This is a genomic window from Streptacidiphilus sp. PAMC 29251 (assembly GCF_054208735.2).
Map to the genome: position 1 here is coordinate 3514156 of NZ_CM135725.2, position 25984 is coordinate 3540139.

Below are 25984 nucleotides of genomic sequence, written 5' to 3' on the forward strand. Positions count from 1 at the left end.
ATGCGCACCCCGTCCAGGGCCACACCGTCCAGAGAACTGGAGGCCGGACCGGAAGGCGGCCGGGTCACCGGTGTCCAGCTGCTGCTGCGCACCCTGTCCATCTACGTCGGCGCCGCGCCGCTCTCCGCCGTCCTGCTGCTGGCCAACGCCCTCCTCTCCGGAGTCACCCCGGTGGTCGCCGCCTGGCTGACCAAGGGCCTGCTGGACCGGCTCACCCACCACGGCGGCCCCCCGGTGGCGGTGTCGGCCATGGCGCTGGCCGTGCTGGGCGCGGTCGGCGCGGTCGCGGCGCAGGTCGACCGCTACGCCAGCAGGGAGAGCGGGCGCCGGATCTCGATCCGCACCCAGGCCGAGCTGTTCACCGCCGTCAGCCGGCTGGACGGCCTCGCCGAAGTGGAGGACCCCGGCTACCGGGACCGACTGCAACTCGCCCTCCAGTCCAGCCAGACCGGGCCGCAGGAGCTGGTCAGCGCACTGCTGGGGATCGGCCAGTCCGCGTTGACGGTGTTGGGCATGGCCGGGGTACTGCTGGCCTTCTCGCCGACCATCGCCCTGGTCGTGCTGTGCTCGGCGGTCCCGGCCCTGGTCGGGCAGCTGCGGCTGGCCCGGCGGCGCACCGACCTCTACCTGGCCAACAGCCCGCTGGTCCGGCGGCAGCTCTTCTTCATGGCGCTGCTGACCGACCTGCGGGCGGCCAAGGAGATCCGCCTGTTCGGGCTCGGCCACTTCTTCCGGGACCGGCTGCTGCGCGACCTGGGCGCGGCGCAGCAGGGCGAACGAGGGATGGACCGCGCCGCGCTGCGGGTGGACGGGCTGCTGGCCGGCCTAGGCGCCGCCATCGCGGGGAGCGCACTGGTGGTCGCCGCGCTCCGGATCGGCGCGGGCCACGGCAGCATCGGCGAGATCAGTGTGGTCACCGCCGCGCTGGCCGTGGTGCAGGGCGGCATCGCCTCGATCGCCCAGCAGACGGCCGGCCTCGGCCAGACCGCGGCGCTGCTGCGCCACTACTTCCGGCTGACCGCCCCGCCCGCGGATCGCCCGAGCAGCAGGCCGGTCCCCCCGCAGACCGGTGAAGTGGAACTGCGGGACGTCTGGTTCCAGTACGCGCCGGGCCATCCCTGGGTGCTCAAGGGCCTCGATCTGACCATCGCCCCGGGCGAGTCGGTCGCCCTGGTCGGGCTGAACGGGGCCGGCAAGTCCACCGTCGTCAAGCTGCTCTGCCGGCTCTACCGGCCGACCCGGGGCACGGTCCGCTGGAACGGGGTGGACATCCAGGAACTGGACGGGGACGAGCTGCGCGGCCGGATCGGCGCCGTCTTCCAGGACTTCATGGAGTACGACCTGACCGTGGCCGAGAACATCGCCCTCGGCGACCTCGGCGCGCTGCACGACCGGCCCCGGATCCGGGCGGCGGCCGAGGCAGCGGGCTTCCACACCGTCGCCGAGGCGCTGCCCGACGGCTACGACACCCAACTCAGCCGGATCTTCTTCCCCACCCGGGGCGCCACGTCCGAGGACGGCGGCCCGGGGCCGGCCCAACAGGCCGGCGTGCTGCTGTCCGGCGGCCAGTGGCAGCGGCTGGCCCTGGCCCGGGCGCTGCTGCGGAGCGGGTCCGAGCTGCTGATCCTGGACGAGCCCTCCTCCGGACTCGACCCGGCGGCCGAGGCCGAGATCCACCACAGCCTGCGGGGGCTGCGGGCCGGCCGCAGCAGTCTGCTGATCTCGCACCGGCTCGGCGCGGTGCGCGGCGCGGACCGGATCGTGGTGCTGGCGGACGGGGTGGTGGCCGAACAGGGCTCCCACCGCGAGCTGCTGGCCTTGGACGGGATCTACGCGGAGCTCTTCCGCACCCAGGCGGAGGGGTACGCGCCGGTGCCGTCCTGAGGTCCGGCCCGAGCGAAAGGCCCGGCCCGAGAACTACTCGGGCCGGGCCTCAGCGGTCGCGCTCAGTGGCTGTGCGTGGTTCCGGCCGGCTGCTTGACGGCCAGCGGCAGCAGCTTCACGCCGGTCGGGCCGATCTGGATCTGGGTGTCCATCTGCGGGCAGACGCCGCAGTCGAAGCAGGGGGTCCAGCGGCAGTCGTCCACCTCGACCTCCTCCAGCGAGTCCTGCCAGTCCTCCCAGAGCCAGTCCTTGTCCAGGCCCGAGTCCAGGTGGTCCCAGGGCAGGACCTCCTCGTACTGGCGTTCGCGGGTGGTGTACCAGGCGAGGTCGACGCCGGTGCCGGCCAGGCCCTTCTCCACGGCGCGCATCCAGCGGTCGTAGGAGAAGTGCTCGCGCCAGCCGTCGAAGCGGCCGCCGTCCTCGTAGACCGCGCGGATCACCTTGCCGATCCGGCGGTCGCCGCGGGAGAGCAGGCCCTCGACGATGCCGGGCTTGCCGTCGTGGTAGCGGTAGCCGATGTTGCGGCCGTACTTCTTGTCGTTGCGGATCGCGTCGCGCAGCTTCAGCAGCCGGGCGTCGGTCTCCTCGACGCCGAGCTGCGGGGCCCACTGGAACGGGGTGTGCGGCTTGGGCACGAAGCCGCCGATGGAGACGGTGCAGCGGATGTCGTTCTGGCCGGTGACCTCGCGGCCCTTCTGGATCACGTTCTTCGCCATGGTGGCGATCTGCAGCACGTCCTCGTCGGTCTCGGTGGGGAGCCCGACCATGAAGTACAGCTTCACCTGGCGCCAGCCGTTGCTGTAGGCGGCGGCGACGGTGCGGATGAGGTCCTCCTCGGACACCATCTTGTTGATCACCTTGCGGATCCGCTCGCTGCCGCCCTCGGGGCGAAGGTGAGCCCGGAGCGGCGCCCGTTGCGGGTCAGCTCGTTCGCCAGGTCGATGTTGAAGGCGTCGACCCGGGTGGACGGGAGGGACAGGCCCACCTTGTCCTCCTCGTAGCGGTCGGCGAGGCCCTTGGCGATGTCGGCGATCTCGGTGTGGTCGGCCGAGGACAGCGACAGCAGGCCGACCTCCTCGAAGCCGGTGGCCTTGAGCCCGCGCTCCACCATCTCGCCGATGCCGGTGATGCTGCGCTCCCGGACCGGGCGGGTGATCATGCCGGCCTGGCAGAACCGGCAGCCCCGGGTGCAGCCGCGGAAGATCTCCACGGACATCCGCTCGTGCACCGTCTCCGCCAGCGGGACCAGCGGCTGCTTGGGGTAGGGCCACTCGTCCAGGTCCATCACGGTGTGCTTGGACACCCGCCACGGCACGCCGGAGATGGTCGGCACCACGCGGCCGATCCGGCCGTCCGGCAGGTACTCGACGTCGTAGAACTTGGGGACGTAGAAGCCGCCGGTCCTGGCCAGCCGGAACAGCAGCTCGTCACGCGGGCTGCGGCCGTCGGCGCCGGGGCGGCCCTCGGCCTTCCAGGCCCGGATGATCTCGGTCATGTCCAGCACGGCCTGTTCGCCGTCGCCGACCACGGCCGCGTCCAGGAAGTCGGCGACCGGCTCCGGGTTGAACGCGGCATGGCCGCCGGCCAGCACGATCGGGTCGTCGAGGGTCCGGTCCGCGGCCAGCAGCGGGATCCCGGCCAGGTCCAGCGCGGTGAGCATGTTGGTGTACCCGAGCTCGGTGGAGAAGCTCAGCCCGAACACGTCGAAGGCCTTCACCGGGCGGTGCGCGTCCACGGTGAACTGCGGCACGTTGTGCTCGCGCATCAGGGCTTCCAGGTCCGGCCAGACGCTGTAGGTGCGCTCGGCGAGGACGCCCTCGCGCTCGTTCAGCACCTCGTACAGGATCATCACGCCCTGGTTGGGGAGTCCCACCTCGTAGGCGTCCGGGTACATCAGGGCCCAGCGGACGTCGCAGGCGTCCCAGTCCTTGACGGTGGAGTTCAGCTCGCCACCGACGTACTGGATCGGCTTCTGGACGTGCGGGAGGAGGGCCTCCAGGCGCGGGAAGACCGACTCGACAGACATAGAGGAGGACTTTCAGTGTGGACGCAGGGGTGGACCACTCAGGGTAACGCGATCGGGCCGGTCCGGCCGACGGCCGAGCGGCTCAGGGCCTCAGGCGCCGAGCGAGCGCTGCATCTTCACCGACTGCAGCAGCCCGATCCCGATCCAGATCGCGAACATGGAGGAGCCGCCGTAGCTGACGAAGGGAAGCGGGATGCCGGCCACCGGCATGATGCCCAGGGTCATCCCGATGTTCTCGAAGGCCTGGAAGCCGAACCAGGCGATGACGCCGGCCGCGACGATGGTGCCGTAGAGGTCGGAGGCCTGGCGGGCGATCCGGCAGGCCCGCCAGAGGATGATGCCGAGCAGCAGGATGATCAGCGCGGCGCCGAGGAAGCCCAGCTCCTCGCCGGCCACCGTGAACACGAAGTCGGTCTGCTGCTCCGGCACGAACTGCCCGGTGGTCTGCGTGCCGTGGAACAGGCCCTTGCCGAGCAGCCCGCCGGAGCCGATGGCGATCCTGGCCTGGGCGGTGTTGTAGCCGACCCCGGACGGGTCCAGGGCCGGGTCGGCGAAGGCCGCGAAGCGGGCGATCTGGTACTGCTTCAGCAGATGCAGCTGGACCACCGCGAAGGCGCCCAGGGTGCCGACGGCGATCAGGCCGAAGAGCCAGCGCTTGGGCGCCCCGGAGGCCAGCAGGATGCCCAGGATGATCACCACCATCACCATGGTGGAGCCGAGGTCCGGCATCAGCAGGATGATCCCGATCGGCACCGCGGCCAGGCCCAGCGACTGGGCGATCGAGCGCCCGTCCGGGATCTCCTGCTCCCCCGCGTCCACCCGGGCCGCGAGCAGCGTCGCCATGCCGAGGGTGATCGCGATCTTGCAGAACTCGGAGGGCTGCACCGAGAAGCCGCCGCCGAGCACGATCCAGGAGTGCGCGCCGTTGACCGTGGAGCCCAGCGGGCTGAGCACGGCCAGCACCCCGAGGATGGCCAGGACGTAGACGAACGGCGCGGCGGTGCGCAGCCGGTGGTGTCCGATCAGCACCACCGCGGCGCACAGCCCGGCCCCGATCGCCAGGTTCACCAGGTGGCGGACCAGGAAGTACTGCGGGTCGCCGTGGTTGATCTCGCTGCGGCTCCGGGTCGCCGACCAGACCAGCAGCGAGCCCATCCCGGACAGCGCCAGCGCGGCCAGCACCAGCAGCCAGTCCATCCGGCGCAGCGGGGACTCGCGGGAGAGCAGCCGGCCGACGGCGCCGCGCTGCGGGGCGTAGCGGGGGGTGCGGTAGCCGGTGCCGGCCCGGTGTAGCCGGTCATGCGAGCGGCCTCCGCTGCTCGGGGGCGAGCGCGTACGCGGTGAACGGGCCGACCGGGGCCTGCAGCGGCGACGGCGAGCTGACCACCGGGCCGGTGTAGGCGGCCTGCTCGGCGACGCTGCCGTTGGCGTTGAAGGCCGGCAGGGTGGTCTGTGCCCGGGGCAGCAGGGCCTTCTTGGGGTTGATGGTGTTGTTGGCCTGGATCCCGTAGAGGGCGTTGTAGATGCTGCGGACGGCCGGTCCCGCGCCACCGGAGCCGGTGCCGCCCTGGGAGATCGTCATCACGATCGCGTAGTCCTTGGTGTAGGTGTCGAACCAGGACGTGGTCTGCTTGCCGACGACCTCGGCGGTGCCGGTCTTGGCGTGCAGTGCGATCTTGTCCTGCGGCCAGCCCTGGAACTTCCAGGCGGCCGTACCCTGGGTGACCACGTTGGCGGTGGCCTGGTCGATGTACTGCAGCGTCTTCTGGCTGTCCGGGAGCTTGCCCTGGACCACCGGCGGAAGGTTCTTGACGACCTGTCCGGACGGGGAGACCACGGCCTTGGCCACCTGCGGCTGGTAGAGCGTGCCGCCGTTGGCGAGGGCGGAGTAGATCCGGGCCATCTGGATCGGGGTGACCAGGGTGTCGCCCTGGCCGATCGCGTAGTTGACCTCGTCACCGGCGCGCAGGGTGGCGAAGTCGGCGCAGTCCTCCTTGGCGACCTCGGTGGCGTAGTCGTCCTTGCCGCTCTTCGCCTGCTTGCACCAGGTGTCCTTCATGGCGTTGTAGTACGCCTGGTGCCAGGCCCGGTCGGGGACCCGTCCGGGGACCTCGCTGGGCAGGTCGATGCCGGTCTTCTGGCCGAGGCCGAACTGGTGCGCGGCCTTGTAGAGGAAGTCGTTGGGCTTCTTCGGCTTGGTCCCGCCGTCCTTGAGCCACTGCGCGTAGGCGATGTTGTAGAAGACCGTGTCGCAGGACACCTCCAGCGCCTTCGACAGGTTGATCGCGCCGAAGTTCTCCCCCTCGAAGTTCTTGAACACCCGGCCGCCGATGGTCATCGCCGAGGTGCAGGGGAAGGTGTCGCTGTAGGTGTAGCCCGCGTTGATCGCCCCCGAGGTGGTGACCACCTTGAAGGTCGAACCCGGGGCGCTCTGACCCTGTATGGCCCGGTTGATCAGCGGGAAGTCGGAGGACTTGCTGGTCAGCGCCGCGTAGTCCTTGGTGGAGATGCCGCCGGTCCAGACGTTGGGGTCGAAGGTCGGGGCGCTGGCCATGGCCACCACCCGGCCGGTGTGCACGTCCATCACCACCACGGCGCCGGAGTCGGCCTTGAAGTTCTCGTGGGTGACCGGGTCGTAGGTCTTCCGCAGGGTCAGCAGCGCCTGCTGCAGCTGCTTCTCGGCGATGCCCTGGATCCTGGAGTCGATGCTGGTCACCACGTCGTCGCCGGGGACCGCGGCGCTGCCGCCGGCGGTGCCCATCACCCGGCCGAGGTTGTCGACCTCCAGGTCGGTGGTGCCCGGCTTGCCGCGCAGCGCGGTGTCGTACACGGATTCCAGCCCGGAACGGCCGATCTGGTCGGCCGGGGCGAAGCGGGACTTGCCGTCCGGGCCGGTGGCGGCGTCGATCTCGTCCTGGGTCACCGGGGAGAGGTAGCCCAGCACCTGGGCGGCGTTGGCGCCGTTCGGGGCCGGGTACTCACGGACCGCGGTGGGGTCGGCGGCGACCCCGGGGAAGTCCTCGCTGCGCTCCATGATCTGCATCGCCTGCTGGGTGGTGGCCTTGTCGGTCACCGGGATCGGCTGGTAGGGCGAGCCGTTCCAGCAGGGCTGCGGGGTCTTCGCGTCGCACAGCCGGACCTTGTCGTGCACCTCCTCCGCGGGCAGCCCGAGCACCTGGGCCAGCCGGTCCAGCACCGCCTTGCCGCCGTCCTTCTGCTGCAGCAGCGAGGTGCGGCTGACCGAGACCACCAGCTTGGTGGCGTTGTCGGCGATCGCGGTGCCGTTGGCGTCCAGGATCTGCCCGCGCACGGCCGGCACCAGCACCGTCCGGATGTGGTTGGAGGAGGCCTGGTCGACGTAGTGCTGGCCCTCGCGGATCTGCAGGTACCAGAGCCGGCCGCCCAGGGTCGCCAGCAGCGACAGCACGAGGACCTGGAGGATCAGCAGGCGTCCGGTGACCCGGCGGGTGCGGCCGGTCGGCGGGATGTTGGTCATGGAGAGGATTCGCTTCCCGGTGTCAGTTCTTGGCGCTGCTGCCGGCCTTGGTCCGGGGGCCGAAGCCGGGGACCGTGCCGAGTCCGGCCACTCCCCCGCTGCGGCTGCCGCCCTCGCCGAAGATCGAGCCCCTGCGGTTCAGTCCGTTGCGGGTGCGGGCCGGTTTGCGGGTCGCGCCGCCGGCCCCGCCGCCGCTGCTGACCGGCTGCACCGTGGAGCGTCTGGCCAGCGCCATCACGGCCGGCACCACGAACGGGGCCAGCAGCACGTCGTAGATCACGGCGGTCAGCAGCAGGCTGACGATGCCGACGTGGCGGGCCGCGGTGTCGCCGACCATCGCGCCCACCCCGGCGTACAGCAGGGTCGCGGCGAAGGCCGCACCGGCCACCACCAGCAGCGGGGTCAGCACCGAGCGGATCTGGCCGCTGTTCGGACGCAGCAGTCCGGCGCCGTAGCCGAGCACGCAGAGCACCAGCGCGTAGCGGCCCACGGCGTGGTCGGACGGCGGGGCCAGGTCGGCCAGCAGCCCGGCCGCGAAGCCGACCAGGCAGCCGCCGACCGGCCCGTAGACCAGGGCCAGCCCTATCACCACGAGCAGCATCAGGTCGGGGACGGCGCCGGGCAGTCCGAGCCGGGCGAGGACGCTGACCTGGATGACCAGGGCGACGACGACGAGGACGGCCGAGAGCAGGATGCGGTGCAGCCACATGTCACTGGCCCTTTCCATGAGTCGGCGTGGGCTTGGGTTTGGCGGCGGGCTTGGCCGGCGGCTTGGCGGTCGGCGCGGGCGTGGGCTTCGGCGGCAGCAGCGCGTACCTGGGGTCGGTGGCCGGGGGTTCGACCACCACGCCGACCAGGTCCAGCCGGGTGAAGGTGACGAAGGGGCGGACCAGCACGGTCCGGGTCAGCTGGCCCGGGGTGTCCTCGACCTTGGTGACCGTGCCCACCGGGACGCCGGGGACGAACGGGCGGTCGTTCTGCGAGCCGAAGGTGACCATCCGGTCCCCCGCCTTCACCTGGGCCTGGCCGTTGAGGAGCTCCACCCGCATCGGCCCGGTGCCCTGCCCGGTCGCGAAGCCGACCTCGCCGTTGCCCTCCAGCCGGGTGCCGACCGAGAAGCCGGGGTCGCTGGCGAGCAGCACGGTGGAGGTGCCGGGGCCGACCGTGGTGATCCGGCCCACCAGGCCGTCGCCGTCGATGACGGTCATGTCGCGCTGGATGCCGTCGTTGCTGCCGATGTCGATGGTCACGGTCCAGGAGAAGCCCTGGGCCGCGCCGATGGCGACCACCTGGGCGGCCTTGACGGTGTACTGGCCCGCTCCGGCCGCGCCGAGCATCCGGTCCAGCTGCGCCTCCCGGCCGTGGGCCAGGTCGGAGCTGGACAACTGCTGCTTGAGCAGCGAGTTCTGCTGCTGCAGGGTGCGGATCCGGTCACCGCTGGTGCCGGACTCGCGGAGCGAGCGCATGGCGTCGGCGACCGGGTTGACCATGCCGGAGACGCCGCTCTCGACCGGACCGAAGACCGAGGCGGCGACGTTTCTCGGCCCGTTCAACGGGGAGTCGTCGCCACCGCGGATGTCCACGGTGATCAGTGCGAAAGCGATCGCGACCAGCAGGACCAGCAGCAGCCGGCTCTCTCGTGTGTCCCTCACGGTCCTCGGCAGAGCCCTTCATATCCATGACGCCGGGTCAGCGACGGGTCAGCGACGGGGTTGGGAGTCCAGTACCTGCTGCAGCGCCTCGAACTCCTCGACGCACTTGCCGGAGCCGAGGGCCACCGAGTCGAGCGGGTTCTCCGCGATGTGGACCGGCATACCGGTCTCACGGCGCAGCCGTTCGTCCAGGCCGCGCAAGCAGTGCGCCGCCCCCGGTGAGAACGATGCCGCGGTCCATGATGTCACCGGCGAGTTCCGGCGGGCACTGGTCCAGGGTCGTCTTCACCGCGTCGATGATCTGGTTGACCGGCTCCTCGATGGCCTTGCGGACCTCGGCGGCGGAGATCACGATGGTCTTCGGCAGGCCGCTGACCAGGTCCCTTCCGCGGAGCTCGCTGTGCTCCTCCTTGTCCCCGTCGACCGGGTAGGCGGAGCCGATGGTCATCTTGATGTTCTCCGCGCTGCGCTCGCCGAGCAGCAGCGAGTACTCCTTCTTGATGTGCTGGATGATCGCGTTGTCCAGCTCGTCCCCGGCGACCCGGATGGACTGCGCGGTGACGATGCCGCCGAGCGAGATCACGGCGACCTCGGTGGTGCCGCCGCCGATGTCCACCACCATGTTGCCGGTGGCCTCGTGCACCGGGAGCCCGGCGCCGATGGCGGCGGCCATCGGCTCCTCGATGATGTGCACCTGGCGCGCGCCGGCCTGCCGGGACGCCTCGATGACGGCGCGTCGCTCGACCCCGGTGATGCCGCTGGGCACGCAGACCACGACCCGGGGGCGGGCCATGTAGCGGCGGCGGTGGATCTTCAGGATGAAGTAGCGGAGCATCCGCTCGGTGATCTCGAAGTCGGCGATGACGCCGTCCTTGAGCGGCCGGATGGCGACGATGTTGCCGGGCGTCCGCCCGATCATCTTCTTCGCCTCGGAGCCGACCGCCAGGATCCCGCCGGTGTTGGTGTTCACCGCGACGACCGACGGTTCGTTGAGGACGATCCCGCGGCCCCTGACGTACACGAGCGTGTTGGCGGTGCCGAGGTCGACAGCCATGTCACGACCGATGAACGACAAGTTGTTCGCCATGGGTATACGGGGCCTTCCCGAGGTCGAGGGTGGGCGCGGAGGCGGGCGGACACAGAACACCATGGTAGCCATGCGGGCACTGAGGGTGACCATGGGGGCTGGCACTGACCCTGCTGCCATTGTCATGGCAGACGATCACATTTCCCGTTATTGGGACGCCGGTGTCGGCGGTGTGGTTCCACGGAATACTACGTTCCAGTAAACCGGTTGCCCGTTCGACACATGGTCAAACGAGCGAATATCTGCACACGTTCTTGACGAAATCTCAGCTTTTGGGAAAGAAGATCGCGATCTCGCGCTCGGCGGACGCCTCCGAGTCGGACGCGTGCACCAGGTTCTCACGGGTGATGGTCGCGAAGTCGCCGCGGATGGTGCCGGGCCCTGCCTCCAGCGGGTTGGTCTTCCCGGCCAGCGCGCGGATCCCCTCGATCACGCTTTCGCCCTGCACGATCAGCGCCACCACCGGGCCCGAGGACATGAATTCCACCAGCGGCTCGTAGAACGGCTTGCCGAGGTGCTCGGCGTAGTGCCGCGCCAGCGTGTCGGTGTCCAGGGTGCGCAGCTCCATCGCCGCGATGCTCCAGTTCGCCTTGCGCTCGATCCGGCTGATGATCTCACCGATGAGGCCGCGGCGGGTGGCGTCGGGCTTCAGGAGGACAAGGGTGCGCTGGGACATGGAGCGGCTCCGTGGTGGTCGAACACTGCGAGTGCTGGAACGCTGCGGAGGCGATCGCGGCAGCGTTGTCAAGGTTGGGGCTGAGCCTACCCGAGGGAGTGACTCGTTCGAACGTCAGGCCGTGTTCATACGCGCAGCCTTGATGGTGTCGATTTTCCGGCCGTAGTGGACCGAGGCCCACCAGAGCACGGCGAAGATGATTCCGAGGCCGTACATCATGCCGACCACCGCGCCGGAGGCGATCAGGGCCAGCTGGAGCACCCAGCCCACCCCGACCATGCCCGGACGGGTGATCACCCCGCAGAGCAGCACGCAGACCGCCATCGCGGCGCCGCAGACCGTCCACAGCGTGGTCGAGGAGATGTCGGAGAGGTGCATCGCGACGAGGGCGGCGAAACCCACCACCATCGCCTCGGCGATCAGCGTGGACGAGCAGAGCGTACGCACGGTCAGGTGCCTTTCCGGGCAGGTCAGTGGAAGTCTTAGCGAGGGCTGAGCAGGATGCGGGCCTCGCCCACGGTGATGATGGAGCCGGTGATCAGGACGCCGGAGCCGCCGAGTTCGCCGACCTCCTCGGCCAGTGCGACGGCCGCGTCGATGGCGTCGTCCAGACGCGGCTCGACCAGGACCCGGTCGGACCCGAAGACCTCCACCGCGGCCTCGGCCAGCTTGTCGATGTCGGTGGCCCGCTGGGTGGAGTTCTTGGAGATCACGACCTCGGCCAGGACCGGCTCCAGCGCCTCGAGCAGCCCGTAGGAGTCCTTGTCGCCGCTGGTGCCGATCACCCCGACCAGCCGGGTGAAGCCGAAGGACTCGCCGATGGCCTCGGCGGTGGCCCGGGCGCCGGCCGGGTTGTGGGCGGCGTCCAGGACGATGGTGGGGCTGCGCCGGATGACCTCCAGCCGGCCCGGGGAGCTGACCCCGGAGAAGGCGGCGCGGACCTTGCCGATGTCCAGCGGCTCCTCGCGGGCGCCGCCGACCCCGAAGAAGCCCTCCACCGCGGCCAGCGCCAGCGCCGCGTTCTGCGCCTGGTGCGCCCCGTGCAGCGGGACGAAGATGTCGGTGTACTCATGGCCGGAGATCCCGCGCAGGGTCAGCTGCTGGCCGCCGATGGCCATGTCCCGGTGCACCACGCCGAACTCCAGGCCCTCCCGGGCCACGGTGGCGTCCCGCTCCACCGCGCGGCGCAGGATCACCTCGGCGGCGTCCGCGGGCTGGTGCGCGACCACCGCGAGGCCGCCCTTCTTGATGATCCCGGACTTCTCGACGGCGATCTTGCCGGGCGTGTCGCCGAGCTTGTCGACGTGGTCCAGCGCGATCGGCGCGATCACCGAGACCACGGCGTCGATCACATTGGTCGCGTCCCAGGAGCCGCCCAGGCCGACCTCGACCACGGCCACGTCCACCGGGGCGTCCGCGAAGGCGGCGTAGGCCATCGCGGTCATGATCTCGAAGAAGGAGAGCGGGACCGGCTGGGTGGCGTCGACCATCGCGATGTAGGGCTCGATGTCGCGGTAGGTCTCGACGAAGAGCTCAGGGCTGATCGGGTCGCCGTCCAGGCTGATCCGCTCGGTGACCGACTCCACGTGCGGGCTGGTGTAGCGGCCGGTGCGCAGCTCGAAGTGGCGCATCAGCTGCTCGATCATCCGGGCGGTACTGGTCTTGCCATTGGTTCCGGTGATGTGGATCGACGGATAGGACCGCTGGGGCTCGCCCAGGATGTCCATCAGCGCGGCGATCCGGTCCAGCGAGGGCTCGATCTTCGTCTCCGGCCAGCGCGCGCCGAGCTCCACCTCCACGTCACGGAGCTGCTCGACGGCGGAGAGACCGGGCTGCGGGGTACTGCTGGATACGTCGCTCACCCCGCCAGTCTACGGAGCCGGGCCCGGCACCGGCACAGCCGGGCTCGCGGGCTGACCGGCGACCGACAATTCTGGTGATATGACCCGCGACCTGGTGCAACTGCTCACCTATCTGCTGCTGGCCTACTCCGCGTTCCTGCTGCTGCGCTTCCTCGTCTACTGGGCCGGGGCCCACCACTGGTACCGGGTCCGCCAGCCCTTCGCCCCCGGCGATCCCGCAGCCTTCAGCTGGCACTTCATGGTCCCCTGCCGGGACGAGGAGGCGGTGGTCGGGCGAACCGTCGCGGGGCTGCGCGCCAGCTTCCCGGCGTCCCGGGTCTGGGTGGTCGACGACGCCAGCGAGGACCGCACCCGGGCCATCGTGCTCGCCCTGATGGCCGAGGACCCCCGGCTGCACCTGGTCCGGCGGGCCCTGCCGGAGGCCCGCACCGGCAAGGGCGCGGCGCTGAACGCCGCCTACCGCGCCATCGGCGCCTGGCTGCCGCCGGACACCGACCGGTCCAAGGTCGTCCTCTGCGTGGTCGACGCGGACGGACGGCTGGCGCCCAACGCGCTCGCCGCGGTCTCGGGACCCGAGGTGTTCGGCCGGCCGGAGACCGGCGGGGTGCAGATCGGGGTACGGATCCGCAACGTCGGCGAGCCGACCCCGCTGCCCGGCCGGGGCCGGCTGGCGAACGCGCGGGGGCGGGCGCTGGTCCGGATGCAGGACATCGAGTTCAGCACCAGCAACGCGGCCATGCAGATGCTGCGGCGCCACCTCGGCAGCGTGGGCATGGGCGGCAACGGACAGTTCGCCCGGCTCTCCGCGGTGGACGCGATCACCCCGCCGGGCGGCGGCCCCTGGCCGGAGCAGGCACTGCTGGAGGACTACGAGTCGGGCCTGGAACTGCGGCTCTCCGGGCAGCAGCTGGTCTACGTCCACGACACCCATGTCGACCAGGAGGGGCTGTCCTCGACCCGGCGCTTCCTCACCCAGCGGGCCCGCTGGGCCCAGGGCAACCTGCAGTGCCTGCGCTACACCCGGCGGGTGCTGCGCTCCCCCGTCTACACCCTGCGCGGCAAGCTGGAGGTGGTGTACACCTTCCTGCAGCCGGTGTCGGTGATCGCGCTCACCCTGCTCACCGTGCTGACCCTGCTGGGCGTGGTGCTGACCTGGCTGTGGATTCCGCCGGAGATCCGGCCCTGGGCCAACTCGCTGCACTGGCCGTTCCTGCTCGCCTTCGTGCTGGCGGTGACGCCGCTGGTGCTCTGGGGCTTCGCCTACCGCAGCGCGCAGCACCCGGAGGCGCCGTGGCTGGCCGGGCTGGTCTGGGGGATCGGCATGTGGCTCTACCTCTACCACCTGTTCCCGGCCTCGCTCACCGGCATCTGGCGGATCGTGCGCGGGCGCAACGGCTGGGCCAAGACCCGGCGCAACGCCGAACCCCTGGGGAACGGGCCGGTGGCCCGAAGCAGCTGAGCCCCGCCAGGACCTGGGGATCCGGACGGGGCTCAGCCACTGGTGCTCTGATTGCTTCAGCTTTCGGGCAGGGCCGCGAGCTGGGCGGTGAGGCGGGTGATGTCGCCCTCGGCCTTGGCCTGGCGGGCGTGGATCTTCTCCACCGCGGCCGGGGCCGCCTTGGCCAGGAAGGCCTCGTTGCCGAGCTTGGCCCGGGCCTGGACCAGCTCCTTCTCCGCCGACGCCAGGTCCTTCGCCAGCCGCTTGCGCTCCGCGGCGACGTCGATGGTGCCGGACAGGTCCAGGGCCACCGTCGCCCCGGCCACCGCGAGGGTGGCCGTCGCGCTGAAGTCCGCCCCGGCGGCCTGCAGCTTGGCGAGGGCGCGCAGGGCGTCCTCGTGCGCCGCCAGCGTGGTGCCGGACAGGTCCAGCAGCGCCGGGACCTTCTGGCCGTCCTTGAGGCCCTGGTCCGCACGGAACCGGCGGACCTCGGTGATCACCTGCTGGAGCTGGGCGATCTCCGCCTCCGCGGCGGCGTCGGCGCGGCCGGCGTCCACCGTCGGCCAGGCGGCGACGACCACGGACTCACGGCCCGTCAGCGCCGTCCACAGGGCGTCGGTGACGAAGGGGATCACCGGGTGCAGCAGCCGCAGGGTGACCTCCAGGACCTCGCCGAGCACCCGGCGGCTGGCGTCGGCCTGCGGGCCGCCGGCCATCAGCGTGGTCTTGGACAGCTCCAGGTACCAGTCGAAGACCTCGTCCCAGGCGAAGTGGTAGAGGCCGTCGCTGAGCTTGGCGAACTGGTAGTCGTCGTAGAGGGCGTCGGTCTCGGCGACGACCGCGTGCAGCCGGGACAGGATCCAGCGGTCGGCGGCGGTCAGCTGCTCGGCGGGCGGGAGCGGGCCCTCCAGGGTCGCGCCGTTCATCAGCGCGAAGCGGGTGGCGTTCCAGACCTTGTTGCAGAAGTTGCGCGAGGCCTTGACCCAGTCCTCGCCGATCGGCACGTCCGCGCCCGGGTTGGCGCCGCTGGCCAGGGTGAACCGGACCGCGTCCGCACCGAACGCGTCCATCCAGTCCAGCGGGTCCACGGCGGTGCCCGAGGACTTGGACATCTTCTTGCCGAGGTGGTCGCGGACCAGGCCGGTCAGCGCGATGGTGTGGAACGGCGCCTGGCCGTCCATCGCGTAGAGGCCGAACATCATCATCCGGGCGACCCAGAAGAAGATGATGTCGTGGCCGGTCAGCAGGACGTCGGTCGGGTAGAACTTCTCCAGGTCCGGGGTCTGCTCGGGCCAGCCCAGGGTGGAGAAGGGCCAGAGCGCGCTGGAGAACCAGGTGTCCAGGACGTCCGGGTCCTGGTGCCAGCCCTCGCCGGTGGGCGCCTGCTCGTCCGGTCCGACGCAGACCACCTCGCCGTCCGGGCCGTACCAGACCGGGATCCGGTGGCCCCACCACAGCTGGCGCGAGATGCACCAGTCGTGCATGTTGTCGACCCAGCTGAAGTAGCGGCCCTCCAGCTCCTGCGGGTGGATCTTCACCCGGCCGTCCCTGACCGCGTCGCCGGCCAGGGCCGCCAGCGGGGCGACCCCGACCCACCACTGCAGCGACAGCCGCGGCTCGACCACGGTGTGGCAGCGCGAGCAGTGGCCGACGGCGTGCAGATAGGGGCGCTTCTCGGCGACGACGCGCCCCTGCTCGCGCAGGGCGCCGAGGACCGCGGAACGGGCCTCGAAGCGGTCCTGGCCGAGGAACGGGCCGTGCACGGTGATCACGCCGTGCTCGTCCATGACGCTGATGTTGGGCAGGTTGTGGCGCTGGCCGATGGCGAAGTCATTGGGGTCGTGGGCCGGGGTGACCTTGACCGCGCCGGTGCCGAACTCCGGGTCGACGTGCTCGTCCGCGACCACCGGGATCCGACGGTCCGTCAGCGGCAGCGCGATGGTGCGGCCGACCAGGTGGGCGTAGCGGGCGTCGTCCGGGTGGACCGCGACGGCGGTGTCGCCGAGCAGGGTCTCCACCCGGGTGGTGGCGACCACGATCGAATCGTCGCCGTCGCCGTAGCGGATCGAGACCAGCTCGCCGGGCAGCTCCTCGTGCTCGACCTCGATGTCGGAGAGCGCGGTGAGGCAGCGCGGGCACCAGTTGATGATGCGTTCGGCGCGGTAGATCAGGCCGTCGTCGAAGAGCTTCTTGAAGATGGTCTGGACGGCCTGGGACAGGCCCGCGTCCATGGTGAAGCGCTCACGGGACCAGTCGACGCCGTCGCCGAGGCGGCGCATCTGGCCGAGGATCCGGCCGCCGTACTGCTCCTTCCACTCCCAGACCTTCTCGACGAAGGCCTCGCGGCCGATGTCGTGCCGGGACAGGCCCTGCTCGGCGAGCTGCTGCTCGACCCGGTTCTGGGTGGCGATACCGGCGTGGTCCATGCCCGGCAGCCACAGCGCCTCGAAGCCCTGCATCCGCTTGCGGCGGGTCAGCGCGTCCATCAGCGTGTGCTGGAAGGCGTGGCCCAGGTGCAGGGCGCCGGTGACATTGGGCGGGGGGATGACGATGGTGTACGGCGGCTTGTCGCTCTTGCTGTCGGCCTCGAAGTAGCCGCGCTCGACCCAGCGCTCGTACAGCGGGCCCTCTACCTCCGCCGGGGAGTACTGCGTCGGCAAGGTCTCATGGGCGCCGTGGTCCCCGGTCTGTTCGGGGCGCTGGTTCGTGTCGGTCACGACGCACAGTTTACGAGGCCGCGAGCATGGTCACGAACGGCTTTCCGTCCGGGCGGGCCGTGGACCACGGTGGAGGCACCAGGTGAGCAGCGGCAGCGGCGAGGACCCGAACACGGCCAGGCGCGCGCGGATCGAGGACCTGCGGACCGCGGAGCGGGCCAGGGCCAAGCGGCGGCGGACGCTGGTGCTGGTCGGCGCGGTGGCGGCGGCGGCCGTGATCGCGGGCGGCATCACCTGGGCGGTGACCGGTTCCAATTCCTCCTCCGGTACCCCTTCGGCCTCGGGGTCCGCCTCCGGCAGCGGCTTCTGCGGCGGCGCGGTGGCGGGCAGCCCCAACGGCAAGCAGTGGAAGGCCGCGCCGGCCATGACCATCGACACCGCGGCGACCTACTCGGTGACGCTGAAGACCTCCTGCGGGGACATCGGCCTCAAGCTGAACGCCAAGGCCGCGCCCACCACCGTCAACAGCTTCGTCTTCCTGGCCCAGCAGGACTACTTCAACCACGTCAAGTGCCACCGGCTCACCACCAGCGGCATCTATGTGCTGCAGTGCGGCGACCCGACCGGCTCGGGCAGCGGCGGGCCCGGCTACAGCTTCCCCGACGAGAACCTGAAGGACCCGGCGATCCAGGGCGGGACCTACCCGGCCGGGACGCTCGCGATGGCGAACTCCGGTCCGAACACCAATGGATCGCAGTTCTTCCTGGTCTACCAGGACAGCCAGCTCTCGCCCGCGTACACGCCGTTCGGGACCATCACCGCCGGGCTCGACATCCTGCGGCAGATCGCCAAGGACGGCACCAGCACGCCCGGCGGCGACGGGGCGCCCAAGGACAATGTGGTGATCAACAGCGCCCCGGTGACCAAGGGCTGAGGACACACATAGGGAACGGAAAGGGGCATCTTAGGAGAACGCGATGGACAGTCGTACGTCCTGCTGATCTGATGTTCGACTATGTCGATGTACCCGCCGCCGCCCGAGCCCAACTCCGGCGAAGCCGCTCCCTACGGACAACAGCCCGAGCCGCAGTACGGGCAGCAGCCGCCCTATGGCCAGCCTCCGCAGTACGGGCAGCAGCCCCCGCCGTACGGGCAGCAGCCGCCGTACGGGCAGCAGCCCCCTATCAGCCGCCGCCGCAGCCGGACTACTCGCAGCAGCAGCCGGACTACTCCCAGCAGCCCCCGCTGCCGCCGCAGCCGGACTACTGGCAGCAGCCGCCGCCGCAGAAGAGCCGCAAGGGCCTGAAGATAGCCCTGAGCATCGGCCTGGTGGTGATCCTCGCCGTCGGCGGGGTCGTCGCCTACGCCCTGTCGGTGGCCACCAAGAACCTGGGCACCTACAAGCTGGTCGCCCCGGCCAGCTTCCAGGGGCTGTCCCGCCAGGACGACAACTCGATCACCAAGGCGATGCAGTCGTCCGCCGACAGCCTGCAGAAGGACGGGGCCACTCCGGTCGTCACCAGCTATGTGACCTCGCCGACCGCCAAGCTGCCGGACTTCCTGGTGCTCGGCGGCTACGGCAAGCTGCCCCTGGCCAGCCTGCAGCTCGGCCAGTTCTGGAGCGGCATCGCCGGCGCCGACGCCGGCAACTCGGTCACCCTGAAGACCGACGAGGACGCGGGTCCGCTCGGCGGCTCGATGCAGTGCGGGCTGGTCAAGGAGGACGGGATCTACTTCCCGACCTGCGTCTGGGCCGACAACAGCACCTTCGCCGGGGTCATGGACACCGCCCACACCACCGACAGCACCCCCGACCTGGTGGCCCTGGCCGCGCGGACCCGGGCCCTGCGCGGGGTCATGGAGATCAAGAAGTAGCACCCGCACGCACACGCACAAGAGGGGCCCCGGTACCTGGTACCGGGGCCCCTCTGTGCGTGTGTGCTACTACCTGTGCGTGAGTGCTACTACGCCGACTTCTCGCGGCGCTCGCGCTGGGTCCGCAGGTCGCGCGGCACCAGCGTGGGGTTGACGTGCTTCAGGACGACGTCCTCGGTCACCACCACGCGGGCGACGTCCTTGCGCGAGGGCACCTCGTACATCACGGACATCAGCACCTCCTCCATGATGGCGCGCAGCCCGCGCGCCCCGGTGGTGCGCTTGATCGCCTGGTCGGCGATGGCGTCCAGCGCGGTGTCGGTGAACTCCAGCTCCACGCCGTCCAGCTCGAAGAGCTTGCGGTACTGCTTGACCAGGGCGTTCTTGGGCTCGGTGAGGATCTGCAGCAGCGCGTCGCGGTCCAGGTTGTGGACGCTGGTGATGACCGGGAGGCGGCCGATGAACTCCGGGATCATCCCGAACTTCACCAGGTCCTCCGGCATGACCGCCCGGAACTGGTCGCTGGACTCGATCTCGTGCTTGGAGCGGATGGTCGCCCCGAAGCCGATGCCCTTCTTGCCGGCCCGGGACTCGATGATCCGCTCCAGACCGGAGAAGGCGCCGCCCACGATGAACAGCACGTTCGTCGTGTCGATCTGGATGAACTCCTGGTGCGGGTGCTTGCGGCCGCCCTGCGGCGGGACCGAGGCGGTGGTGCCCTCGAGGATCTTCAGCAGGGCCTGCTGCACGCCCTCGCCGGAGACGTCGCGGGTGATCGACGGGTTCTCGCTCTTGCGGGCGACCTTGTCGATCTCATCGATGTAGATGATCCCGGTCTCGGCCTTCTTGACGTCGTAGTCCGCCGCCTGGATGAGCTTCAGCAGGATGTTCTCGACGTCCTCGCCGACGTACCCGGCCTCGGTCAGCGCCGTGGCGTCCGCGATGGCGAACGGCACGTTCAGCATCCGGGCCAGGGTCTGCGCCAGCAGGGTCTTGCCGGAGCCGGTCGGGCCGAGCAGCAGGATGTTGGACTTGGCCAGCTCGATGCCCTCGTCGCGGCCGTGCTTGCTGCCGCTGCTCTCACCGGCCTGGACCCGCTTGTAGTGGTTGTAGACCGCCACCGAGAGCGACTTCTTCGCCGCTTCCTGGCCCACCACGTACCCGTCGAGGAACTCGTAGATCTCGCGGGGCTTGGGCAGCTCCTCGAACCTCACCTCCGAGGTCTCGGCGAGCTCCTCTTCGATGATCTCGTTGCACAGGTCGATGCACTCGTCGCAGATGTACACGCCGGGCCCGGCAATGAGCTTCTTCACCTGCTTCTGGCTCTTTCCGCAGAACGAGCACTTGAGCAGGTCGCCACCGTCACCGATGCGTGCCACGAGGTGAATCCCCTTCGCCAAAGGCTCCGTGGGGACAGGAGCCTGGTGCTTGGTTTCCGACGGTACTCCGTCAGGACCCCCGATCCGCCCTGTTCGGCGGTCTTCCCTCTTCCGCCCTGGGCGAATTACGGCCGAGTGGCCGGAAGGAAGCAGTGTGTGACCGCAGCGCGGTGCACGGTCGGTAGTACCGATGGTGCCAGGCCGCGGCCCCCGCTCCAAGGGCGGGGGGCCGACGGCCTGCGTGGTGCTCGTCTCAGTACGGGCACCGAGCGCGGGAGCTCAGTCGGAGAGCGAGCTCTTGCGGGTGGAGGTGATCTGGTCGATCAGCCCGTACTCCAGCGCCTCGGCGGCGGTGAGGATCTTGTCGCGCTCGATGTCCTCGCTGACCTGCTGCGGGGTCTGATTGGAGTGCTTGGACAGCATCTCCTCGAGCTGCTCCCGCATCCGCTGGATCTCGTTCGCCTGGATCTCCAGGTCGGACACCTGGCCGCGGCCGGTCTCGGTGTACGGCTGGTGGATCAGGATCCGGGCGTTCGGCAGCGCCAGCCGCTTGCCGGGGGCGCCGGCCGCCAGCAGCACGGCCGCGGCCGAGGCCGCCTGACCCATGCAGACCGTGGCCACGTCGGGCTTCACGAACTGCATGGTGTCGTAGATGGCGGTCAGCGCCGTGAAGGAGCCGCCGGGCGAGTTGATGTACATGGAGATGTCCCGGTCCGGGTCCATCGACTCCAGGCAGATCAGCTGCGCCATGATGTCGTTCGCGGAGATGTCGTCCACCTGGGAGCCCAGGAAGATGATGCGCTCCTCGAACAGCTTGGCGTACGGGTCGTACTCGCGGACGCCCTGCGAGGTGCGCTCCACGAAGCGAGGGACGATGTAGCGGCCCTCGGCGCGCATGTCCGCCACGCGCCCGCGGGCGCTGGACAGGCTGGGGATGTTCATTACGGTATGCCTCCGGAAGCGTTCGAGACGGCTCACGTCACGGTCATTGACGGTCTGCGGCGGGTGGTCGGCCGTATCGGCCGACCGTCGGCTGTGGTCAGCCGGCCGCGCCGGTGCCGCCGCCGCCGGGGACGTCCGCGGCGCTGTACATGATGGCGTCGATCAGGCCGTACTCCACGGCCTCCTTGGGCTGGAACCAGCGGTCGCGGTCCGAGTCCTTGGTGATCTGCTCGGTGGTCTGGCCGCTGTGCTCCGCGATCAGCTCCGCCATCCGGTGCTTGAGCCGGATCAGCTGCTGGGCCTGGATCCGGATGTCGGTGGCGGAGCCGCCGAGGCCGGCCGAGGGCTGGTGCATCAGGATCTCGGCGTTGGGGAGCGCGAAGCGCTTGCCCTTGGCGCCGGCCGTGAGCAGGAACTGGCCCATCGAGGCGGCCATGCCCATGGCGATGGTGACCACGTCGTTCTTGATGTACTGCATGGTGTCGTAGATCGCCATGCCCGCGGTGACCGAGCCACCGGGAGAGTTGATGTACAGGTAGATGTCGCGGTCGGGGTCCGCCGCGAGCAGCAGCAGCTGCGCCGTGATCTTGTTGGCGATCTCGTCGTCGACCTGCTGGCCGAGGAAGATGATGCGCTCGTTGAGCAGACGGTTGTAGACCTGGTCACCCAGACCGCCACCGCCGATGTCACCGGCGGCACGGGGCGCCATAAGGCCGGGCATCTGGAACTGGGGAGTCGTCACGTAATCCACCCGCTCATTGTGTTCGGACGGCTGATCGTCCGCCGTCACTGCGTCTCTTACGAAGGTCGGTCGTCGTCGTTTCGGTCATCAGGCTCGGACGGGTACGTCGGGGTCCTGATGGACCGACAGTCACCCTGCCCCTCGTACAAAGGACCCTAACGCGCAGGCAGGGCCTGGCCATCCCCTACACAGAACTGTTCGCTGTGAGCGCAGGGTCACCGACCTCGCCTGCGGCATGCGGAAGGGCCCGGACGCGTGGTGCGTCCGGGCCCTCTCGCGGTGCGCTTCGGCGGGGCTGCCTGGGATCAGGCCTCGACGGCCTTGGCGGGCTCGTCAGCGGCGTCGTCAGCGGTCTCCACGGCGTCGGTGACGGCCTCGCCGTCCTCGTCCTCGTCGTCCTCGAAGTCGACGACGTTGCCCTCGGTGTCGACCACCTTGGCGGCCTCGACGACCACGGCGAGGGCCTTCCCACGGACGACCTCACCGACGAGCAGCGGCACCTGGCCGCCCTCGACGACCTGCTGGGCGAACTGGTCCGGCGTCATGCCGGAGCCGGCCGCACGGCGCAGCAGGTGCTCGGTGAGCTCCTCCTGGTTCACCGCGAGCTCCTCCTTGGACGCGATGGCGTCCAGGACGAACTGGGTCTTGATGCCCTTCTTGGCCTGCTCGACCAGCTCCGCCTCGAACTCCTCGGCGGTCTTGCCCTGGAGGGTGAGGTAGCCGTCCAGGTCGATGCCCATCTGCGGCAGCTGGTGGTGCTCCAGGTTGTGCTTGCGGGTCTCCACCTCGTCCGCGAGCAGCTTCTCCGGGTACGGCATGTCGACGAGCTCCATCAGCTTGTCGAGCACCCGCTCCTGGGCCTGGGTGGCCTGGTCGAACTCCTTCATCTGGACGAGCCGCTTGCGCGAGTCCTCCTTGAGCTCGTCCAGGGTGTCGAACTCGCTGGCGAGCTGGGCGAAGTCGTCGTCCAGGGCCGGGAGTTCCTTCTCCTGCACGGTGGTCAGGCTGACCGTGACCTCGGAGTCCTTGCCCTCGGCGGTGCCGCCCTTGAGCTCGGTGGTGAAGGTCGCGGTGCCGCCGGCCTCGAGGCCGGTCAGGGCCTCGTCGATGCCGTCGAGCAGGCGGCCGGAGCCGATCTCGTAGCTGACGCCGGTGGCGGTGCCGTCGTCCGGGACCTCACCGTCGACCTTGGCCTCGAGGTCGACGATCACGACGTCGCCCACGGCGGCGGCGCGCTCGACGGTCTTCAGCGAGGCGAAGCGGTCGCGGAGCTCGTTGAGCTTCTCCTCGATGTCCTCGTCGGACACGGCGATCGGGTCGACCTCGACCTCGATGCCGGTGAAGTCGGGCAGGGTGATCTCGGGGCGGATGTCCACCTCGGCGGTGAACTTCAGGTCGCCGCCGTCCGCGATCTTCTCGACGCCCTCGAGGCCGTCGATATCGGGCTGGCCCAGCACGTCGACCTTGTTCTCGTCGACAGCCTGGGTGTAGAAGCGCGGCAGGGCGTCGTTGACAGCCTCTTCCAGCACGGCAGCCCGGCCGAAACGCTGGTCGATGACGCGAGCCGGGATCTTGCCCTTACGGAAGCCCGGAACCGTGACCTGCTGGTTGATCTTCTTGTACGCCGCGTCGAGGCTGGGCTTGAGCTCCTCGAAGGGCACCTCGACGGTGAGTCGAACCCGGGTCGGGTTCAGAGTCTCCACGGCGCTCTTCACGGTTGGGTCTCCTTGGGGGCTTTGCGGTCGGGGTGTCCGCCGCACACCCGTTTCCAAGGGCGCACGGCGAGACGGGAGATAGGTCAGAGGCGACATCACCCGCCGGGTGGGTGGACGGTGAGCTCGCTCCTCGCCCTCGGGCGGGCGTCCCTCGTGGCATTTCCCCAGGATCGGGCCCCGGTTTCCCCGGGCACTTCCTGAGGGCGTGCACACGCAGACAGCCGCCAGCGGCCCATCCTACCGGTACCACAATCTGCATTGGTCCCGGCAGGAGCAGGTTAGGGGGTCGGGGCCGGTTCCCGCGCCTGCTCAGCAGCCCGCTCCGGGGCGTCGGCAGGGGCCTTGCGCACCATGGTGGGAGCGGCGTCGCGGTCGGAGATGAACAGGGCCAGGACCGCGGCGAGGGCCGCCAGACCGGCCGCCACCAGGAAGGCGGCGTGGTAGGCGGTCAGATTCGCGGTCGGCTTGCCGCTCGCGCCGGTGGTGACCGTGCCGATCCCGGCCAGGACCGTGCCGAGCAGGGCGACGCCCATCGCCGAGCCGAGCTGGCGCTGGGCGTTGAAGAGGGTGGAGGCGCGACCGGTCGCGGCCGGCGAGATCGTCGCGAAGGCGGCGGTCTGGGCGGGCATGAAGACATGCGCCATCGAGAAGCCGGTGGCGAACATCAGCGCCCTGGCCGCCCAGACCGTGGTCTCCGGGGTGAGCAGCGCCATCAGCGCCATGCAGACGGCCACACCCGCGGCGCCGGCCGCGATCAGCCGGCTGGGGCCGAACCTCGGGTAGAGGCGGCTGGCGATCTGCGAGGCGATCATCACGCCGATGGCCTCGGGGAAGGTGTTGAGGCCGGTCTGGAAGGCGGTCGCGCCGACGGCGTTCTGGTAGTAGAGCGGGAAGAGGTAGAGCATCCCCAGGAACGCGGCGCCGGAGATCAGGCTGACCAGGTTGGTGGCGCGGAACAGCCGGTCCTTGAACAGCCGCAGGTCCAGCATCGGGTCCTTGATCCGCAGTTCGACCAGCACCAGGCTGACCACGGCCGCCAGGCCCACCACCGCGGAGGCCACGATCCGCGGGGTGCCCCAGCCCTTGTCCGCGCCCTCGGCCAGCGCGTACATCACCAGGCCGAAGCCGACCGCGGCGAGCAGGAAGCCGGCGGCGTCGAAGCGGCCGGCCCGCTCGGACCGGAAGTCGGGGAGGAAGAGCAGGCCGAAGACCATCGCGGCGATGCCGATCGGCACGTTGACGATGAAGACCCAGTGCCAGGAGAAGGCGTCCACCAGCCAGCCGCCGAGGACCGGGCCGAGGGCGGGGGCGACCGCGGTCGGGATCATCAGCACCCGGGTCGCCCGCATCCGCTCCTCCTGCGGGAAGGCCCGGAACAGCATGGTCATCCCGACCGGGGTCAGCATCCCGCCGCCGGCGCCCTGGACGATCCGGTAGAGGCTGAGCTGGTCCAGACTGTCGGCGGTGCCGCAGAGCAGCGAGGCGACGGTGAACAGCGCCAGCGCGAACAGGAACACCCTGCGGGTGCCGAACCGGTCCCCCATCCAGCCGGACAGCGGCACGAACACGGCCAGGCTGACCAGGTAGCCGACGTTCACCACGCCCACGGAGGCCGCGTCCACGTGGAACTGGTTCCCGATGGAGGGCAGCGCGACATTGACGATGGTGGTGTCCATGATCGACATGAACAGCGCGGCGACGAAGACCACCGCGACGGCGGTCTTGGGTGCGATCCGATCGGTCAGCGGACGGCGTGCGGATGCTGCGGACATGGGCGTTGATCACGCCTTCCGGCGGTGGACGGACGAGGGGCCGTCGGGTGGGAACAACATCTGACCGCTCAGTTATTCCCGGCTGCGGTTCCGGCGCTGCTCCAGTTCGCCACAGCAGGAGGGCCCCGCCGACGTCCCGGCGGGGCCCTCTACTGCTGTGCTGATGGTCGGGGTGACCGGATTCGAACCGACGACCTTCCGCTCCCAAAGCGGACGCGCTACCAAACTGCGCCACACCCCGTACCGTCCAGTGCCTGGACGACACGTAGCGTACATGCAGAACGCCCAGCCACCCGCCGCTTTTCCCGGGGAGCCGCAGCTTCGCCCCCGCCCGCCCGGCCGCGTCCCCTGCCCCGCCCCCAGGCCCGTCCAGCGCCGGGAGCCGCCACGCGATCAACCGGCGTGCATCGTCCCGCCCCGGTCCGCTACTCTGTTCCTCGAACGCGCCCCTGCGGCGCGCTCCGCGGGCGTAGCTCAATGGTAGAGCCCCAGTCTTCCAAACTGACTACGCGGGTTCGATTCCCGTCGCCCGCTCCGAACAGTTCGGCCCCAGCTCAGCGACATGATCGCGAAGCTGGGGCCGAACGTCGTCTCCGGCCCGGCTGAGCGGCCGAAGCGGGCACCGGACGCTCGCCCGAAGGTCATGCCGACAGCCAGGTTCGCCCGTCACGCGCCACAGCGGAGATCACTTCAGCCTCCGCACCGGTGCGACGAATGCGAGCACGGGGCGCACCGTCACCGGAAAGCCGCACAGCTTGGTCAACAGCCGGCCGGCTCGCTC

The 25984-nt window shown here is 70.2% G+C and carries 17 protein-coding genes, 2 tRNA genes and 2 pseudogenes; 5 read left to right on the forward strand and 16 right to left on the reverse strand.

The features are described from left to right. Window positions 1–1884: an ABC transporter ATP-binding protein gene (locus ACXKR8_RS16495; RefSeq protein ID WP_458273665.1), complete on the forward strand. Its 1884-nt coding sequence runs from the start codon at window positions 1–3 to the stop codon at window positions 1882–1884. A gap of 62 nt (window positions 1885–1946) precedes the next feature. Here the strand turns inward: ACXKR8_RS16495 and ACXKR8_RS16500 are convergent. From ACXKR8_RS16500 to folC, 9 genes and pseudogenes are all read right to left on the reverse strand, one after another. Continuing rightward, window positions 1947–3910 (reverse strand): annotated as a pseudogene (locus ACXKR8_RS16500) (TIGR03960 family B12-binding radical SAM protein). A 90-nt stretch (window positions 3911–4000) separates the two neighbouring features. Then, on the reverse strand, window positions 4001–5137 hold the full coding sequence (gene rodA / locus ACXKR8_RS16505) for a rod shape-determining protein RodA (protein WP_462100683.1): 1137 nt from the start codon (window positions 5135–5137) through the stop codon (window positions 4001–4003). Window positions 5138–5207: 70 nt separating this feature from the next. Beyond that, entirely contained in the window at window positions 5208–7406 is a 2199-nt protein-coding gene (gene mrdA / locus ACXKR8_RS16510; RefSeq protein ID WP_458273668.1) for a penicillin-binding protein 2, read from the reverse strand. A 22-nt stretch (window positions 7407–7428) separates the two neighbouring features. Next, a complete protein-coding gene (mreD, locus tag ACXKR8_RS16515) occupies window positions 7429–8115 on the reverse strand; it encodes a rod shape-determining protein MreD (protein WP_458273669.1) in 687 nt (228 codons plus the stop codon). Window position 8116: 1 nt separating this feature from the next. Then, window positions 8117–9058: a rod shape-determining protein MreC gene (mreC, locus tag ACXKR8_RS16520; RefSeq protein ID WP_458273670.1), complete on the reverse strand. Its 942-nt coding sequence runs from the start codon at window positions 9056–9058 to the stop codon at window positions 8117–8119. Window positions 9059–9106: 48 nt separating this feature from the next. Beyond that, window positions 9107–10133: pseudogene (locus tag ACXKR8_RS16525) on the reverse strand (rod shape-determining protein). Window positions 10134–10410: 277 nt separating this feature from the next. After that, window positions 10411–10821, reverse strand: a complete 411-nt coding sequence (gene ndk / locus ACXKR8_RS16530) for a nucleoside-diphosphate kinase (RefSeq protein WP_458273671.1) — start codon at window positions 10819–10821, stop codon at window positions 10411–10413. A 114-nt stretch (window positions 10822–10935) separates the two neighbouring features. Continuing rightward, a complete protein-coding gene (locus tag ACXKR8_RS16535; RefSeq protein WP_458273672.1) occupies window positions 10936–11268 on the reverse strand; it encodes a DUF4233 domain-containing protein in 333 nt (110 codons plus the stop codon). A 35-nt stretch (window positions 11269–11303) separates the two neighbouring features. Further along, a complete protein-coding gene (gene folC, locus ACXKR8_RS16540; protein ID WP_458273673.1) occupies window positions 11304–12683 on the reverse strand; it encodes a bifunctional tetrahydrofolate synthase/dihydrofolate synthase in 1380 nt (459 codons plus the stop codon). A 79-nt stretch (window positions 12684–12762) separates the two neighbouring features. Here folC and ACXKR8_RS16545 point away from each other — a divergent pair, with 79 nt between their 5' ends. After that, window positions 12763–14142 (forward strand): glycosyltransferase family 2 protein, encoded by a 1380-nt coding sequence (locus tag ACXKR8_RS16545; protein ID WP_458273674.1) that lies wholly within the window; start codon window positions 12763–12765, stop codon window positions 14140–14142. A gap of 56 nt (window positions 14143–14198) precedes the next feature. On the opposite strand, the gene ACXKR8_RS16550 is transcribed toward ACXKR8_RS16545, so the two are convergent. Beyond that, window positions 14199–16838 (reverse strand): valine--tRNA ligase, encoded by a 2640-nt coding sequence (locus ACXKR8_RS16550; RefSeq protein ID WP_458273675.1) that lies wholly within the window; start codon window positions 16836–16838, stop codon window positions 14199–14201. Window positions 16839–16920: 82 nt separating this feature from the next. Here ACXKR8_RS16550 and ACXKR8_RS16555 point away from each other — a divergent pair, with 82 nt between their 5' ends. Then, entirely contained in the window at window positions 16921–17712 is a 792-nt protein-coding gene (locus ACXKR8_RS16555) for a peptidylprolyl isomerase (RefSeq protein WP_458273676.1), read from the forward strand. Window positions 17713–17783: 71 nt separating this feature from the next. Continuing rightward, complete coding sequence (locus ACXKR8_RS16560; protein WP_462100543.1) at window positions 17784–18653, forward strand: hypothetical protein; 870 nt, start codon at window positions 17784–17786, stop codon at window positions 18651–18653. An 89-nt stretch (window positions 18654–18742) separates the two neighbouring features. On the opposite strand, the gene clpX is transcribed toward ACXKR8_RS16560, so the two are convergent. The 6 genes from clpX to ACXKR8_RS16590 form a co-directional block, all read right to left on the reverse strand. After that, window positions 18743–20032 carry an ATP-dependent Clp protease ATP-binding subunit ClpX gene (gene clpX / locus ACXKR8_RS16565; RefSeq protein ID WP_458273678.1) on the reverse strand — a complete coding sequence of 430 codons (1290 nt, stop codon included), beginning with the start codon at window positions 20030–20032 and terminating at the stop codon, window positions 18743–18745. A gap of 279 nt (window positions 20033–20311) precedes the next feature. Continuing rightward, on the reverse strand, window positions 20312–20974 hold the full coding sequence (locus ACXKR8_RS16570) for an ATP-dependent Clp protease proteolytic subunit (RefSeq protein ID WP_458273679.1): 663 nt from the start codon (window positions 20972–20974) through the stop codon (window positions 20312–20314). A gap of 97 nt (window positions 20975–21071) precedes the next feature. Continuing rightward, window positions 21072–21695, reverse strand: a complete 624-nt coding sequence (locus tag ACXKR8_RS16575) for an ATP-dependent Clp protease proteolytic subunit (RefSeq protein WP_458275000.1) — start codon at window positions 21693–21695, stop codon at window positions 21072–21074. Window positions 21696–22021: 326 nt separating this feature from the next. Further along, window positions 22022–23431: a trigger factor gene (tig, locus tag ACXKR8_RS16580; protein WP_458273680.1), complete on the reverse strand. Its 1410-nt coding sequence runs from the start codon at window positions 23429–23431 to the stop codon at window positions 22022–22024. A gap of 278 nt (window positions 23432–23709) precedes the next feature. Then, window positions 23710–25203 carry a DHA2 family efflux MFS transporter permease subunit gene (locus ACXKR8_RS16585; RefSeq protein ID WP_458273681.1) on the reverse strand — a complete coding sequence of 498 codons (1494 nt, stop codon included), beginning with the start codon at window positions 25201–25203 and terminating at the stop codon, window positions 23710–23712. 164 nt (window positions 25204–25367) lie between these two features. Continuing rightward, window positions 25368–25444 (reverse strand) — tRNA-Pro (locus ACXKR8_RS16590). A gap of 222 nt (window positions 25445–25666) precedes the next feature. On the opposite strand from ACXKR8_RS16590, the gene ACXKR8_RS16595 reads away from it, so the two are divergent. After that, window positions 25667–25737: transfer RNA gene (locus tag ACXKR8_RS16595), tRNA-Gly, on the forward strand. Window positions 25738–25984 lie beyond the last annotated feature (247 nt).

Coding starts and splice junctions, on each gene's coding strand:
- ACXKR8_RS16575 (WP_458275000.1), bottom strand. CDS start 21,695: ATGCCCGGCCTTATGGCGCCCCGTGCCGCCGGTGACATCGGCGGTGGC.
- mrdA (WP_458273668.1), bottom strand. CDS start 7,406: ATGACCAACATCCCGCCGACCGGCCGCACCCGCCGGGTCACCGGACGC.
- ACXKR8_RS16495 (WP_458273665.1), top strand. CDS start 1: ATGCGCACCCCGTCCAGGGCCACACCGTCCAGAGAACTGGAGGCCGGA.
- ACXKR8_RS16585 (WP_458273681.1), bottom strand. CDS start 25,203: ATGTCCGCAGCATCCGCACGCCGTCCGCTGACCGATCGGATCGCACCC.
- ACXKR8_RS16570 (WP_458273679.1), bottom strand. CDS start 20,974: ATGAACATCCCCAGCCTGTCCAGCGCCCGCGGGCGCGTGGCGGACATG.
- ACXKR8_RS16560 (WP_462100543.1), top strand. CDS start 17,784: ATGTTCGACTATGTCGATGTACCCGCCGCCGCCCGAGCCCAACTCCGG.
- ACXKR8_RS16545 (WP_458273674.1), top strand. CDS start 12,763: ATGACCCGCGACCTGGTGCAACTGCTCACCTATCTGCTGCTGGCCTAC.
- mreD (WP_458273669.1), bottom strand. CDS start 8,115: ATGTGGCTGCACCGCATCCTGCTCTCGGCCGTCCTCGTCGTCGTCGCC.
- ndk (WP_458273671.1), bottom strand. CDS start 10,821: ATGTCCCAGCGCACCCTTGTCCTCCTGAAGCCCGACGCCACCCGCCGC.